Below are 13716 nucleotides of genomic sequence, written 5' to 3' on the forward strand. Positions count from 1 at the left end.
CTGTTGGACAAGGCCGATGCCGTTTCGTAACCTGTCTGAGACCAAAGAGAGTTCGAGACGGCTCGTTACGGCAGTTGAAGGACATATAAACCTTGACGCTCGACCGCGCGCACCGGAGTTCCAGCCGTTCCCGGCGACCCGTCATCAGTGCACTGGCCTTCTTGGTGATGCTCGGCGCCGTCTTCGCCGGACCGGGTCATGCCGATCCCGCCGACGACGCGCTGACGAAGCTGAACGAACTGTCCCGGCAGGCCGAGCAGACGACGGAGGCGATGCACTCCGCGCAGCTCGACCTCAACAAGAAGCTGGAGATCCAGCAGGCCGCGGAGACCAAGCACACCGCTGACGTCGCGGCCGTCGACACGGCCAAGGCGCAGCTTGCCGACTTCCAGCACAAGGTCGACAACCTCGCCGCCGCCCAGTACATGGGTGGGCGGCCGTCGGGCTTCCAGGCGATGCTCACCGCGTCCTCGCCGCAGGGTCTGATCGACCAGCTCGCGATCCAGCGGGTGATGGCCCACGAGATGTCGGCCCAGATGAGTCGGTTCCTCGAGGTCGGCAAGCAGGCCCAGGCCGCCGAGCAGGCCTCGGCCGCATCCGCATCGGAGGCCAAGACCGCCGCCGAGCAGGCCGCCGCGGTACGCGCCGACCTGCAGTCCAAGCAGAGCCAGCTGCAGGTGCAGATCGCGATCGTGAAGTCCCGCTACGACGCGCTGACCCCGCCGCAGCGCGAGGCGCTCGCCGCGATGCCGCCCGCCCCGCCTGCCCCTGTCGCCGCGCCCGTCCCGCCGCCGCCTGGCCAGGATCCGGCCGTGCTGGCCGCCCCGCCCGCGCCTCCGGCGCCCGGTGCGATCCCGCCCGGGGACATGGCCGCGCCCGGATCACCGGAAGCCACCACTGTCATCCAGGCCGCGCTGAGCCGGATCGGGTCGCCGTACTCGTGGGGCGCCGCCGGTCCGAGCGCCTTCGACTGCTCGGGTCTGGTGATGTGGTCCTTCCAGCAGGCCGGCATCTCGCTGCCGCACTCCAGCCAAGCGCTCGCCGCAGGCGGGCAGCCTGTCTCCCGCGACCAGATGCAGCCCGGCGACCTCGTCACCTACTACTCCGATGCCTCTCACGTCGGCATCTACATCGGTGACGGAATGATGGTGCATGCGTCCACCTACGGCACGCCCGTGCGAGTCGCCCCCGTGGACAATGCGCCCATCTACAACGTCCGCCGCTACTGACCGTGCCCGGACCCGGCGCCGCCTGGCTGCGGTCCTGGGTACCGAACTGGTCTGCGCCGCTCTGCTGATCAGCGGTCCGCTGCCGGGCACTCCGGTCGGGCCGGCGGTCGCGGCGCCGTCGCCCACCACCGGCACGGCCGCACCGAGCGGTGCTCCGCTGCGCACCGTGACCACGCCCGACGGCCGGACCGCGCAGTTGATCGATCTCGGCGGCGGTGCCGGCGCGCTGCTCGACCGGGTGGCCGCCGAACTCCCCGGGGCCGAGGCGGCCGTCAGCGCATTCTGGGGGCCGCAGTGGCCGCGGGAGATCCCGATCGTGGTGGCGGGTTCTCCTGAGCAGTTCGCCGTGCTGGCCGGCGCGGGAGCGGACACCGCCGCCACCACCACCGCCGAGCGCATCACGTTCTCGCCGGCTGCGGGGGCGATGGATCCCGCAGATCTGCGAATCGTGTTGCGTCACGAGCTCTTTCACTACGCGGCGCGCGCCGGGACCGCGGCAGACGCTCCGGTCTGGCTGACCGAGGGCGTCGCCGACTTCGTCGGCCGCCCGGCGCCGAGCGTCCTCGTCGGGCTGCCTGAGCGCCTGCCCACCGACGCCGACCTGGTCACCCCCGGACCCCAGCGCTCGGCCGCCTACGACCGGGCGTGGGCGTTCGCGACCCATGTCGCCCAGGCCTACGGCGCCGACCGGCTGCGCGCGCTCTACGTCGGCGCGTGCGGGCCCGGACACTCCGATACCGCCACCGCGGTGCGCGACGTGCTGGGAATCGACCTGCCCGCATGAGCCGCGTCCTGCTGGTCACCAACGACTACCCGCCGCGCCGCGGCGGCATCCAGTCCTACCTGGAGGCGCTGGTCGACCATCTTCTCGGATCCGCCGATGCGGGGGTCGACGCGCTGACGGTGTACGCCCCGAAATGGAAAGGCGCGGATGACTACGACGCGGTGGCGGCCACGTCGGGCTACGACGTCGTCCGTCATCCGACGACGCTGATGCTGCCCGAGCCCGCGGTCGCGATGCGGATGCGGCGGCTGATCCGCGAGCGCGACATCGACACCGTCTGGTTCGGCGCGGCCGCGCCGCTGGCGTTGATGGCGCCGCTGGCGCGGGCGGCCGGGGCGCGCCGCGTCATCGCGAGCACCCACGGCCACGAGGTCGGTTGGTCGATGGTGCCGCTGGCACGAACGGCGTTGCGCCGCATCGGCAATGACGCCGACGTCGTCACCTACATCAGTTCCTACACCCGGCGCCGGTTCGCGTCGGCGTTCGGCCCGCACGCCGCGCTCGAACGTGTGCCGCCGGGCGTCGACGTCGAGCGCTTCATGCCCAACGAGGTGGCCCGCGCCGAACTGCGCGCCCGATACCGGCTCGGCGACCGGCCGGTGGTGGTCTGCGTCTCGCGGTTGGTGCCGCGCAAAGGTCAGGACATGCTCATCCGCGCGCTGTCCGCGATCCGCGAGCGGGCGCCGGGCGCGGCGCTGGTGATCGTGGGCGGCGGGCCATACCGCACCTCACTGCACCGTCTGGCGCACACCTTCGGGGTGGCCGAGCACGTGGTGTTCACCGACGGCGTGCCCGGCGAGGAACTGCCCGACCACCACGCGATGGCCGACGTGTTCGCGATGCCGTGCCGCACCCGGGGCGCCGGTCTGGACGTCGAGGGCCTCGGGATCGTCTACCTGGAGGCCTCGGCGACCGGGGTGCCGGTGGTGGCGGGACGTTCCGGAGGCGCGCCGGAGACCGTCCTCGACGGCGAAACCGGCCTCGTCGTCGACGGCTGGGACGTCGGAGCCATCGCCGCGGCCGTGGGCGATCTGCTCGCCGACCCGGCGCGTGCGGCGGCGATGGGCGCCGCCGGCCGGAAGTGGGCCGTCGATCACTGGCAGTGGAGCATGCAGGCGCAGCGGCTGGCGCGGCTGCTTCAGTCCGACGACGATCAAGCGGCGAGGGACGAGCCGCGTTGAGGAGTTGGACCGGCTGCTCTAGCGGTCAGTCCTTCTCGTACAGAGCTTCGATCTCGGCGGCGAACTTGTCGGCGACGACCTTGCGCTTGACCTTCAGGGTCGGCGTCAGCTCGCCGGTGAGCACCGTGAAATCGCACGGCAGGATCCGGAACTTGCGGATCGCCTCCGCCTTGGAGACCGCCTGATTGGCGTTCTTGACCGCCTGGTCGATCTCGGCGAGAAGGTCCGGGTCCTCCGCCAGGTCGCCCACCGATGCGCCCGCTGCCTTGCCGTGGTGCTGCTTCCACACCTCGAACGACTCGGGGTCGATCGCGATCAGCGCCGCGATGAACGGCTTCGCGTCGCCGACGGCCATCGCCTGGCTGATCAGCGGGTGCGCGCGCAGCTGATCCTCGAGCACGGCGGGCGCGACGTTCTTGCCGCCCGCGGTGACGATGATCTCCTTCTTGCGCCCGACGATCGACAGGAAACCGTCCGCGTCCACGCTGCCGAGGTCACCGGTGTGGAACCAGCCGTCGACGATGGCTTCCGCGGTGGCGGTCTCGTTGTGCCAGTAGCCGCCGAAAACCACTCCGCCGCGCACCAGCAGCTCGCCGTCGGGTGCGATCGTCATGCTGTTGCCCGGCAACAGTTTTCCGACGGTGCCCACCTTCAGCTCGCCGATCCGGTTGGCGGTGATCGCCGCGCTTGTCTCGGTCAGCCCGTAGCCCTCGTAGATGGTCAGGCCGATGCCGCGGTAGAAGTGGCCGAGGCGGGCGCCCAGTGGAGCGCCGCCGGAGATCGACGCCCGGCAGTTGCCGCCGGTGGCAGCCCGCAGCTTCGTGTACACCAGCCGGTCGAACACCGCGTGCTTGGCGCGCAGCAGCAGACCCGGGCCCCCGGTGTCCTGGGCCTTGCTCCAGTCGATCGCCGCCTGGGCGGCCATCGCGAAGATCGCGCCCTTGCCGCTGTCCTGGGCGTTGAGTTCGGCGGTGTTGTACACCTTCTCGAACACCCGGGGGACCGACACGATCACGGTCGGCTTGAACAGCCCGAACATCGGAACCAGATTCTTGATGTCGCTGGTGTAGCCGATCGTCACCCCGTTGGCGAACGCCGTCATCGACAGCGCCCGGGCCAGCACGTGCGCCAGCGGCAGGAACACCAGCAGCCGCTCACCCTTGCGCAGCAGGCTGGGGAAGCAGTGCGTCGCCCCGCGGGTCTCGTGCAGCAGGTTGGAGTGGGTGAGCTGGCAGCCCTTCGGCCGGCCGGTGGTGCCCGAGGTGTAGATCAGCGTGGCGGGATCACTGGACCGGATGCCGGCCAGCCGCCGGTCCACCTCGGCCGGTTCGGTCGCCGCGCCGGCCTGCGCCAGCGCGTCGAGCGCCGACGGCGCCGCCGACTCGATGACCGCCACCTTGCGCAGCGCAGGCAGCTCGTCGTGCAGCTCCTTGACCATCAACGCGTGCGCCTCGATCTCGACGAACGCGAGCACCGCCCCGGAGTCCTCGAGCACCCAGCGCACCTGCTCGGGCGAGGACGTCTCGTAGATCGGAACGGTCACCGCGCCGATGGACAGGATCGCGTAGTCGAGGATCACCCACTCGTAGCGGGTCGACGACAGCAGCGCCACCCGGTCTCCGGGCTGCACGCCCTCGGCGATCAGGCCGCGGGCGGCCGAGCGGATCTGCTCGGCGGCCTGACGGCACGTCACGTCGACCCAGACCCCGTCGACCAGCCGCTGGAAGATCACGTGGTCGGGGTTCTCCCGTTCGTGGGAGTAGACGACGGAGGCGACGTTGTCCTGATCCCCGACGGTGAAGGTTGCCGGAACGGTGTACTCACGCACGATGAAGGCCCTCTCGCTGTACCGGCCGCATTGGCCCTGTACAGCGTAGTCGCCCCGTCTCGGCCGTCGCCGGAGCATGTGTGAAGCTTGTCAGTCATGTACAGCATCCAGATCGCCGACGAGACGTTCGTCGCGGCGGATCCCGCAGCGGTGGGCGCCGCGATCGCCGATCCCGCGAGTTGGGCGCGCTGGTGGCCGGATCTGCGGCTGACCGTGGTCGAGGATCGCAAGGAGCTCGGCCAGCGCTGGACGGTGACGGGCGCGTTGACGGGCACCATGGAGATCTGGCTGGAGAAGGTGCTCGACGGGGTGGTGCTGCACTATTTCGTGCATGCCGAACCGTCCGGAGCGGCCGCGTGGCAGCTGGCGAAGATGAACCTCGCCGCGATGAACCACCGCCGCCGGGTCGCCGGCAAGGAGATGGCCTTCGAGATCAAGCGCACGCTCGAGGCGGGCCGCCCCGTCGGCGTGTCGCGGTTGGCCTAGACGATCCCGGCCATACCTGTCGACGGAAGGGTAGATTCGCCGCCATCGGCGGGGTACTCGAGGGTCGGGAACGGCCCCGAGACGGCACCGAAAGGACTGGGGAAGGCTTCAGTGGCGGACAAGACGGCACAGACCATATACATCGACGCCGACCCTGCGACGGTGATGGACGTCATCGCCGACATCGGCTCCTACCCGGAATGGGTCAACGAGTACAAGGAGGCCGAGGTTCTCGAGGCCGACGACCACGGCTATCCGAAGGTGGCCCGGCTCGTGCTCGACGCCGCGGTGCTCAAGGACAGCATGGTGCTGGCCTACCAGTGGCCCACCGATCACAAGTCGGTGACCTGGTCGCTGGTGTCCAGCTCGCTGCTCAAGTCGCTGGACGGCGCATATCGGTTGGCGCCCAAGGGATCTGGCACCGACGTCACGTACGAGCTGTCGGTGGACCTGATGATCCCGATGATCGGCCTGCTCAAACGCAAGGCCGAACGACGGCTGACGGACACCGCGTTGAAGGACCTCAAGAAACGAGTCGAGGCTGACTGAGCGCGCAGCCGCCGCCGACGCGTCCGGGGTGACCCGGATCAGTCTGTTCGTCGGCAAGGGCGGCGTGGGGAAGTCGACGCTGGCGACCGCGACGGCCGTGCGCGCAGCGCGTAGCGGGCTGCGCGTGTTGATCGTGTCCACCGACCAGGCGCACTCGACCGGCGATGTGCTCGGCGTGACGATCACGCCGACGGGGGAGCGCGCGCCGACCCGGGTGATGGCCGACCTCGACACCGCCGACGCCGGCGGCGGAGTCCTCGACGCGCTGGCCCTGGACACCCTGGCACTGCTGGCCGCGCACTGGCGCGACACCGCCGGGCTGCTCGCCGACAGGTTTCCCGAATCGGACATGAGTGATCTTGCGCCTGAGGAGCTTTCGGCGTTGCCGGGAGTGCAGGAGGTGCTCGGGCTGCACGAGGTCGCCGAGCTCGCCGGCTCGGGACGCTGGGATCTGGTCGTCGTCGACTGTGCCTCGACCGCCGATGCGATGCGCATGCTCACCCTGCCCGCCACGTTCGGGCTGTACCTGGAGCGGGCCTGGCCCCGGCATCGGCGGCTGTCCACGTTCGACGATCCGAAGTCCGCGGCGGTGGTCACGCTGCTCGAGCGCATCGGCGCGGGCACCGAACGGCTCGGCGCACTGCTCACCGATGCGTCGCGGGTCGCCGCGCACCTGGTGATGACTCCCGAGCGGGTGGTCGCCGCCGAAGCCGTCCGCACGCTGGGGTCGCTGGCCCTGATGGGCGTCAGCGTCGCGGAGTTGATCGTGAATCAGGTCCTGGTGCAGGACGATTCGTTCGAGTACCGCAACCTGCCCGAACATCCGGCCTTCGACTGGTACTCCGAGCGGATCGGCGAACAGCGATCGGTGCTCGACGAGCTCGACCGGGTCATCGGCGACGTGGCGCTGGTGATGGTGCCGCATCTGGCCGGCGAGCCGATCGGGCCCAAGGCACTCGGTGAGCTGCTCGACAGCGCGCGCCGGCGCGACGGCCTCCCACCGCCGGGTCCGTTGCGGCCGGTCGTGGACCGCGAATCGGGCAGTGGTCTGGATGCGGTGTACCGGCTGCGGGTCGATCTGCCTCAGGTGGATTCCACGGCGCTGTCGTTGGGTAGGGTCGACGATGACCTGATCATCGGCGTCGGCGGTATGCGGCGCCGGGTGCGTCTTGCGTCGGTGCTGAGAAGGTGCATCGTCGTCGACGCCCAGCTCCGCGGCACCGCGCTGACGGTGCGTTTCCGACCGAACCCGGAGGTGTGGCCGGCATGAGTGGCTCTCACCCTGATCCCGGCCCGGAGTTGCGCGCCCTGGCGCAGGCCCTGCTGGACCGTCTCGAGCCCGCGATCCGGTTCGCGGCCGCGCGGGCGAAGACCTCGGCCGACAATCCGGGTCGGTGCCAGCAGGTGTGGTGCCCGGTGTGCGCGCTGGCGGCGATGGTCTCCGGCGAACAGCACCCGTTGCTGTCCGTGGTGGCTGAGCACAGCGTCGCGCTGCTGGCGGTGGTCAAGGCAATCGTCAACGACGTCGACGACGGGCCGAACACGACACCGCCGCCGGAGCCGGGCGGTCCGCCCCCCGAGGCCCCGCCGCCGCCCGGGCGGTACGAACACATTCCTGTGACGGTCGAGGAGTAGGGCGCAGCTGTGGTTGTTCCCACATTGCGTGGGTAAGGTTGGCGCAGAGCATCGCGGTGGGATGATCCGGAGGATCCATGTGGTACTGGCTGTTCAAGTTCGTCTTCATGGGACCCTTGCTGACCCTGTTGGGCCGCCCGAAAGTCGAAGGCTTGGAGAATGTTCCGGCCTCCGGTGCGGTGATCCTGGCCAGTAACCACCTGGCCGTCGCTGACAGTTTCTACCTTCCGCTGGTCGTGAGCAGGCGCATCACGTTCCTCGCCAAGGCCGAGTACTTCACCGGGACCGGTCTCAAGGGCTGGTTCACCCGGTGGTTCTACACCGTCGCGGGGCAGGTTCCCATCGACCGCACCGACGCCGACAGCGCGCAGAGCGCGCTGACCACCGCTCAGCGCATCCTCGGTCAGGGCAAACTGCTCGGGATGTACCCCGAGGGCACCCGCTCGCCCGACGGCCGTCTCTACAAGGGCAAGACCGGTCTGGCCCGCCTCGCCCTCGAGACGCAGGTGCCCGTCATTCCCGTCGCGATGATTGGAACCGACGTCGTCAACCCGCCCGGCAGCAAGATGTGGAAGTTCGGCCGGGTGACCGTCAAGTTCGGCGCCCCGATGGATTTCAGCCGGTTCGAGGGGCTCGCCGGGAACCGCTTCATCGAGCGTGCGGTCATCGACGAGGTCATGTACGAGCTGATGAGCCTGTCGGGCCAGGAGTATGTCGACCTCTACGCGGCCGACATCAAAGAGGGAAAAGGTGAGGCGGCCGTGAAGCCGCCGACCCGGCTCCCCGAGGCTGCGGCCGGCTAGTCCCGTCCCCCTTTCTCTCTCTCCTCTTTCGCCCAAACCAACGTTCGGGCGAGAAAGTGCGAGTGAATTGCGCCTTTTCGTCGGTTTCGACGCCGGCCGGGCATGGTTGTCATAGGTGACGGCGACGATCTCGTCATGACAGAGGTCTTTCTCGGCCGAGAAGCGCTGGGCGACGGTCTTCCCCGCCACGAGTTGCGTCGCTGGTACAAGCAGATGTTCCGCGGGGTGTACCTGCCCAAGAACGCCACGCCCACCTTCGAGGACCGAGCTCTCGGCGCGTGGCTGACCTCGGATCGACAGGGTGTCATCGCCGGAGCCGCTGCCTCGGCGTTGCACGGCGCCCGGTGGGTCGACGTGCGGGAGCCGATCGAGCTTCTGGTCGCAGAACGTCGTCGTCAACCCGGCTTGGTCATCCGCATGGACCGGTTCCGGGACGACGAGGTCACCACGCTGGCGGGGATGCCCGTCACGACGGCAGCACGCACGGCGTTCGACCTCGGCCGTCATCAACCACGCGCACTGGCCTTGGGCCGGCTCGACGCGCTGATGCGCGCGGCACCTTACGGCTTGGCCGATGTGCAGCGGCTCATCGACCGATACGGCCCGGTCCGGGGTGTGCGACAGCTACGTGAGCTGCTGCCCATCGTTGACGGTGGTGCGGAGTCGCTGCCCGAGAGCAGGCTGCGGCTGCTGCTCATCGACCACGGGTTCGCCGCCCCAGAGACCCAGATCGCGGTGTCCGGTGGCGACGGTTTCACCGCGTTGCTGGACATGGGGTGGCGGGATCTGCGCTTGGCCGTCGAGTACGACGGCGCGCATCACCAGAGCGACCGTGTCCAGTACCTGAAGGACAGGCGGCGCCTTCCGGGGCTGATGGAGCGCGAGTGGGAGGTGCTGACGTTCGTCAACGAGGACACGCCCCGCGAGGTGATCGCTCGCACGTATGAGGCGTATGTGCGCCGCGGCGGTGCCGAGATCGACGCTTTGGCGTGGGTCACTCGCAGTTCTGCGCCCAATCGTCGGTTCGGGCGGGAAGGGGGTGACGGGTGGGCCGCCTAGGCCTGGACGGTGTCGACCGCAGGCACGGCCGGAGACGGCCGGCGCCGCGGCGCGTGGGCACTGACCGTCCCGGCGACGACGATCAATGCCAGCGCCCACCACAGGTACGACGCGCCGGCGAGCTGCCGCCACAGCGACGCGGTCGTCTCGCGGTGCTCGGGCAGCAGGGTGATCGGCGTCCACACCATCAACGGCAATCCGACGGCGAACACCGCCGCCAGGCCGACATGCCGCAGTCGCACAGCCAGCACGGCCGTCGTCACCATGACCGGCAGGGTCCACACCCAGTGGTGCGACCACGACACCGGGGACACGACCAGGCCGAACATCGCCACGCAGACCAACGCCAGCACCGGCTGATCGGCGCGCAGTGCCCGGCGCACCGCCCACACGGTCAGGGCCAGCACCGCGAAGCACGCGACCGTCCACAGCACGAACCGCACGTCGTCGCCCAGCCCCAGCCGGGCCAGCGCCCCGGCGATGTTCTGGTTGGTGTTCAGCGTGGCTGTGCCGATGCGGTCGGTGTTGCGGACGGTCTCGGTCCAGTACTCCCAGGAGTCGCGCCACGCGAACGCGAAACCCACCAGCGTCGCCACCACCGCCGAGGCCACCGTCACCAGCAGGGCGCGGGTGTCGCGGCGCAGCAGGAAGTACAGCAGGAACACCGCGGGGGTCAGCTTGAGCGCGATCGCCAGCCCCAGCAGCATGCCCCGCGGCCACGGGGTCCGCCTGGGTACGCAGTCGGCGATCACCAGCGTCATCAGCACCACGTTGATCTGGCCGAAGTCGAAGTTCGCGCGGATCGGTTCCAGGTAGACCACCGCCGGTGCGACGATCGCCGCGGCCAGCCAGGTCCGGCGGACCCAGGCCGGCTCGCCGGTGATCTGGGTGGTCGGCCAGACGTCGAGCCGGGTCAGCAGGATCACCGTGGAGACCACCAGCAGCACCAGCGTGGTCGCCGTGATGGCCACGCTGGCGGCTTCCAGCGACAGGAGCGCGAACGGGGAGAAGACGACCGCCGCCAGCGGCGGATAGGTGAACGGCAGGTCCAGGCCGCCGCGGGTGTGGAACATCGCGCCGTCGGCGTAGAGCGGGCGCCCGTCGAGCCAGGCCCGCCCGCCCATTCGGTAGACGTCGATGTCGATGCGGTAGGGAACGTGCCCCAGCAACCGCCACGCCACCGCGGTCAGTGCCGCCGCCGTCAGCAGCTGGAAGAGCCGCCAGGCGAGCACTGGCCACCATTCGGCCCTCCCGGGCGACCGCAACGTCCTCATGTCGCCGACCAGACTATCGGGGCGCACCGGCGCACCTGCGAGTAACCACGCCTCGACACGCGCAGGTCGGCGCAACTTTTGACGTAAGTTCTCCTGGTGCACCTGACCATGGACTTCGACCTGGGGTTGCCCAACGGCATCCCGTACTCCCGGCTGCCGCTGGTGTGTTGCCTGGTCGCGTTCATCCTGACGTTCTCCGTCACCCGCACGATCGTCCGTTACATCCGCAGCCACGCCGACAGCGATGCGCCGCGCAAGTGGTGGCAGCCCCGCAACATCTCCGCGGGCGGCGGGCTGCACATCCACCACGTCGTCATCGGCGTGATCTTGGTCATGGTCTCCGGGGTGACGATGGTGACGCTGGCGGTCGACGGAGGAGTACCCGAATTCACGGCCGCGTCCATCGTGTTCGGCATCGGGGCGGCGCTGGTTCTCGACGAGTTCGCACTGATCCTGCATCTGTCCGACGTGTACTGGTCCGAGGACGGGCGCACGTCGGTGGACGCGGTGTTCGTCGCCGTCGCCGTGGCGGGACTGCTGATCCTCGGGTTCAATCCGCTGTCGTTCTTCGACGTCAGCATCTGGCGCAGCGACCAGTCGCCGGCGGCGCGGGCCGTCGTGGTCGGCTTCGCGGTCCTCACGCTGGCGCTGGCGGTCGTCGTGCTGCTCAAGGGGAAGGTGTGGACCGGGTTGGTCGGCATGTTCATCACCCCGCTGCTGTTCGTCGGCGCCATCCGGCTGTCCCGCCCGCATGCGCCCTGGGCGCGGTGGCGGTACACGAACCGGCCCCGCAAGATGCATCGGTCGCTGGAACGGGAACGCTGGCTGCGCCGGCCGGTGGTGCAGGCCAAGCTGTGGCTGCAGGACGCGATCTCCGGGATGCCGAAGTTTCCCGACGACGCGCTGGTCGACCAGGAACTCGACCGTGAGATCCATGCCGCGCCGGCGCCACGGCCGCGCGACGAGGCCAGCCAGGAAGTCGCGTAGCTTGCGGTATTTCTACGACACCGAGTTCATCGACAACGGGCGCACCATCGAGCTGATCTCCATCGGCGTGGCCGCCGAGGACGGCCGCGAGTACTACGCGATCTCCACCGAGTTCGATCCTGAGCGGGCGGGCCGCTGGGTGCGCAAGAACGTGCTGCCCAAACTGCCTTCCCCGGCGTCGAAGTTGTGGCGTTCGCGCCGGCAGATCCGCTCGGAGCTGGAGGATTTCTTCGGCGTCGACGGCGACGAGCCGATCGAACTGTGGGCCTGGGTGGGCGCCTACGACCATGTCGTGCTGTGCCAACTGTGGGGGCCGATGACCGACCTGCCGCCCGCGATGCCCCGCTTCACCCGCGAGTTGCGCCAGTACTGGGAGGACCACGGGTGTCCGCGCATGCCCCCGCGGCCGCGTGACGCGCACGACGCACTGGTCGACGCCAAGCACAACCTGGTGCGCTACCAGCTCATCACCGGCGAAAAGTGGTTTTGATCCGCCGTTACCATGGGTGGGTGAATTGGACCGTCGACGTACCCATCGACCAGCTGCCTGCGCTCCCGCCGCTGCCGGAGGATCTGCGTGCGCGCCTCGACGCGGCACTGGCCAAGCCGGCGCTGCAGCAGCCGAGCTGGGACGCCGGGCAGGCGGCCGCGATGCGCACCGTGCTCGAGAGCGTGCCGCCGGTCACCGTGCCCTCGGAAATCGAGAAGCTCAAGGCGCAGCTGGCCGACGTGGCGCTGGGCAAGGCGTTCCTGCTGCAGGGCGGCGACTGCGCCGAGACGTTCGTCGACAACACCGAGCCGCACATCCGGGCCAACATCCGCACGCTGCTGCAGATGGCGGTCGTGCTGACCTACGGCGCCAGCATGCCGGTGGTGAAGGTGGCCCGCATCGCCGGCCAGTACGCCAAGCCGCGCTCCTCGGACACCGACGCGCTGGGCCTGAAGTCCTACCGAGGCGACATGGTCAACGGGTTCGCCCCCGATGCCGCGGTCCGCCAGCACGATCCGTCGCGGCTGGTGCGCGCCTACGCCAACGCCAGCGCCGCGATGAACCTGGTGCGCGCCCTGACCTCCTCGGGGATGGCGTCACTGCACCATGTGCACGAGTGGAACCGCGAGTTCGTCCGGACCTCGCCCGCGGGGGCGCGCTACGAGGCGCTGGCCGGCGAGATCGACCGCGGTATGCGGTTCATGAGTGCCTGCCGGGTCGATGACCGCAATCTCGACACCGCCGAGATCTACGCCAGCCACGAGGCGCTGGTGCTCGATTACGAGCGCGCGATGCTGCGGATGGACACCGAATCGCCCACCGGACCGAAGCTCTACGACCTGTCCGCGCACTACGTGTGGATCGGCGAGCGGACCCGTCAGCTCGACGGTGCGCACGTCGCGTTCGCCGAGGTGATCGCCAACCCGATCGGCATCAAGATCGGGCCGACGACGTCGCCCGAGTTGGCGGTGGAGTACGTCGAGCGGCTCGACCCGAACAACGAGCCGGGCCGGCTCACGCTGGTCAGCCGGATGGGCAACCACAAGGTGCGCGACGCCTTGCCGCCGATCATCGAGAAGGTGCAGGCGTCGGGTCACCACGTGATCTGGCAGTGCGACCCGATGCACGGCAACACCCACGAGTCGTCGACCGGATACAAGACCCGCCACTTCGACCGTATCGTCGACGAGGTTCAGGGCTTCTTCGAGGTTCACCACGCGCTGGGCACCCACCCGGGCGGCATCCACGTGGAGATCACCGGTGAGAACGTCACCGAGTGTCTCGGTGGGGCGCAGGACATTTCGGACACCGACCTGGCGGGCCGGTACGAGACCGCGTGCGATCCGCGGCTGAACACGCAGCAGTCGCTGGAGCTGGCGTTCCTGGTCGCGGAGATGCTCCGCGATTAGGC

Annotated in this window: 14 protein-coding genes; 12 read left to right on the forward strand and 2 right to left on the reverse strand. The window is 69.5% G+C overall.

Features of this window, described 5'->3' with window-relative positions:
* Positions 1-92: 92 nt before the first annotated feature.
* Genes ripC through G6N45_RS15500 form a run of 3 tightly spaced genes read left to right on the forward strand, consistent with a single transcriptional unit; the run spans position 93 to position 3194 of the window.
* A complete protein-coding gene (ripC, locus tag G6N45_RS15490) occupies positions 93-1229 on the forward strand; it encodes a peptidoglycan hydrolase RipC (protein WP_163723086.1) in 1137 nt (378 codons plus the stop codon).
* Positions 1198-2013, forward strand: a complete 816-nt coding sequence (locus G6N45_RS15495) for a peptidase (protein WP_163723087.1) — start codon at positions 1198-1200, stop codon at positions 2011-2013. The genes ripC and G6N45_RS15495 overlap by 32 nt, the downstream gene beginning before the upstream one ends.
* On the forward strand, positions 2010-3194 hold the full coding sequence (locus G6N45_RS15500) for a glycosyltransferase family 4 protein (protein ID WP_163723088.1): 1185 nt from the start codon (positions 2010-2012) through the stop codon (positions 3192-3194). Before G6N45_RS15495 ends, G6N45_RS15500 begins: the two co-directional genes overlap by 4 nt.
* A 25-nt stretch (positions 3195-3219) precedes the next feature.
* Here G6N45_RS15500 and G6N45_RS15505 read toward each other — a convergent pair whose 3' ends face one another.
* Entirely contained in the window at positions 3220-5022 is a 1803-nt protein-coding gene (locus G6N45_RS15505; RefSeq protein ID WP_163723089.1) for an AMP-dependent synthetase/ligase, read from the reverse strand.
* 96 nt (positions 5023-5118) lie between these two features.
* Between G6N45_RS15505 and G6N45_RS15510 the strand changes: the two genes are divergently transcribed.
* The 6 genes from G6N45_RS15510 (at position 5119) to G6N45_RS15535 (ending at position 9554) form a co-directional block, all read left to right on the forward strand.
* Positions 5119-5508, forward strand: coding sequence for a polyketide cyclase / dehydrase and lipid transport (locus G6N45_RS15510; protein WP_163723090.1), 390 nt, complete (start codon positions 5119-5121; stop codon positions 5506-5508).
* A gap of 111 nt (positions 5509-5619) precedes the next feature.
* A complete protein-coding gene (locus G6N45_RS15515; RefSeq protein ID WP_163723091.1) occupies positions 5620-6057 on the forward strand; it encodes an SRPBCC family protein in 438 nt (145 codons plus the stop codon).
* 28 nt (positions 6058-6085) lie between these two features.
* Positions 6086-7327: an ArsA family ATPase gene (locus G6N45_RS15520; protein WP_163723092.1), complete on the forward strand. Its 1242-nt coding sequence runs from the start codon at positions 6086-6088 to the stop codon at positions 7325-7327.
* Entirely contained in the window at positions 7324-7692 is a 369-nt protein-coding gene (locus G6N45_RS15525; RefSeq protein ID WP_163723093.1) for a hypothetical protein, read from the forward strand. The genes G6N45_RS15520 and G6N45_RS15525 overlap by 4 nt, the downstream gene beginning before the upstream one ends.
* 77 nt (positions 7693-7769) lie before the next feature.
* Positions 7770-8495 (forward strand): lysophospholipid acyltransferase family protein, encoded by a 726-nt coding sequence (locus G6N45_RS15530; RefSeq protein ID WP_048416222.1) that lies wholly within the window; start codon positions 7770-7772, stop codon positions 8493-8495.
* A gap of 135 nt (positions 8496-8630) precedes the next feature.
* Positions 8631-9554 carry a type IV toxin-antitoxin system AbiEi family antitoxin gene (locus G6N45_RS15535; RefSeq protein WP_246228697.1) on the forward strand — a complete coding sequence of 308 codons (924 nt, stop codon included), beginning with the start codon at positions 8631-8633 and terminating at the stop codon, positions 9552-9554.
* Here G6N45_RS15535 and G6N45_RS15540 read toward each other — a convergent pair.
* Positions 9551-10828, reverse strand: coding sequence for a glycosyltransferase 87 family protein (locus tag G6N45_RS15540; protein WP_163728511.1), 1278 nt, complete (start codon positions 10826-10828; stop codon positions 9551-9553). The genes G6N45_RS15535 and G6N45_RS15540 overlap by 4 nt on opposite strands.
* A 108-nt stretch (positions 10829-10936) precedes the next feature.
* Here G6N45_RS15540 and G6N45_RS15545 point away from each other — a divergent pair, with 108 nt between their 5' ends.
* From G6N45_RS15545 to G6N45_RS15555, 3 genes are read left to right on the forward strand one after another with little or no spacing between them, the layout of a single operon-like run.
* Complete coding sequence (locus tag G6N45_RS15545; RefSeq protein ID WP_163728514.1) at positions 10937-11815, forward strand: hypothetical protein; 879 nt, start codon at positions 10937-10939, stop codon at positions 11813-11815.
* Between the two features lies 1 nt (position 11816).
* Positions 11817-12305, forward strand: coding sequence for a polyadenylate-specific 3'-exoribonuclease AS (locus tag G6N45_RS15550; protein WP_057148590.1), 489 nt, complete (start codon positions 11817-11819; stop codon positions 12303-12305).
* Between the two features lie 20 nt (positions 12306-12325).
* Positions 12326-13714 (forward strand): class II 3-deoxy-7-phosphoheptulonate synthase, encoded by a 1389-nt coding sequence (locus G6N45_RS15555; protein ID WP_163723094.1) that lies wholly within the window; start codon positions 12326-12328, stop codon positions 13712-13714.
* The last annotated feature ends 2 nt before the right edge of the window (positions 13715-13716 follow it).

Source organism: Mycolicibacterium psychrotolerans (assembly GCF_010729305.1).
GTDB lineage: Bacteria > Actinomycetota > Actinomycetes > Mycobacteriales > Mycobacteriaceae > Mycobacterium > Mycobacterium psychrotolerans.

Bases quoted from the DNA above. Each gene is read 5' to 3' on its own strand.
- G6N45_RS15540 (WP_163728511.1), bottom strand. From the start codon at position 10,828: ATGAGGACGTTGCGGTCGCCCGGGAGGGCCGAATGGTGGCCAGTGCTC.
- G6N45_RS15535 (WP_246228697.1), top strand. From the start codon at position 8,631: ATGACAGAGGTCTTTCTCGGCCGAGAAGCGCTGGGCGACGGTCTTCCC.
- G6N45_RS15510 (WP_163723090.1), top strand. From the start codon at position 5,119: ATGTACAGCATCCAGATCGCCGACGAGACGTTCGTCGCGGCGGATCCC.
- G6N45_RS15500 (WP_163723088.1), top strand. From the start codon at position 2,010: ATGAGCCGCGTCCTGCTGGTCACCAACGACTACCCGCCGCGCCGCGGC.
- G6N45_RS15525 (WP_163723093.1), top strand. From the start codon at position 7,324: ATGAGTGGCTCTCACCCTGATCCCGGCCCGGAGTTGCGCGCCCTGGCG.
- G6N45_RS15545 (WP_163728514.1), top strand. From the start codon at position 10,937: ATGGACTTCGACCTGGGGTTGCCCAACGGCATCCCGTACTCCCGGCTG.
- G6N45_RS15495 (WP_163723087.1), top strand. From the start codon at position 1,198: ATGCGCCCATCTACAACGTCCGCCGCTACTGACCGTGCCCGGACCCGG.
- G6N45_RS15530 (WP_048416222.1), top strand. From the start codon at position 7,770: ATGTGGTACTGGCTGTTCAAGTTCGTCTTCATGGGACCCTTGCTGACC.